Annotated in this window: 1 protein-coding gene; it reads right to left on the bottom strand. The window is 55.5% G+C overall.

Features of this window, described 5'->3' with window-relative positions:
• Positions 1-31: 31 nt before the first annotated feature.
• Positions 32-218: hypothetical protein (locus QMN38_RS26910; RefSeq protein WP_323606453.1), on the bottom strand; the 187-nt coding region annotated here is incomplete at its 5' end.

Raw genomic sequence — 218 nt, 5'->3', positions numbered from 1 at the left:
GCCGGATGGCGGCGTAAACGCCTTATCCGGCCTACAAAGGTTTGCATTCGTAGGCCTGATAAGCGCAGTGCATCAGGCATTTCTTCGCCGGATGGCGGCGTAAACGCCTTATCCGGCCTACAAAGGTTTGCATTCGTAGGCCTGATAAGCGCAGTGCATCAGGCATTTCTTCGCCGGATGGCGGCGTAAACGCCTTATCCGGCCTACAAAGGTTTGCA

Source organism: Citrobacter sp. R-1.5.2 (assembly GCF_035064245.1).
In the GTDB taxonomy this organism is placed as follows: domain Bacteria; phylum Pseudomonadota; class Gammaproteobacteria; order Enterobacterales; family Enterobacteriaceae; genus Citrobacter.
This window is presented reverse-complemented; position numbering and strand designations above follow the sequence as displayed.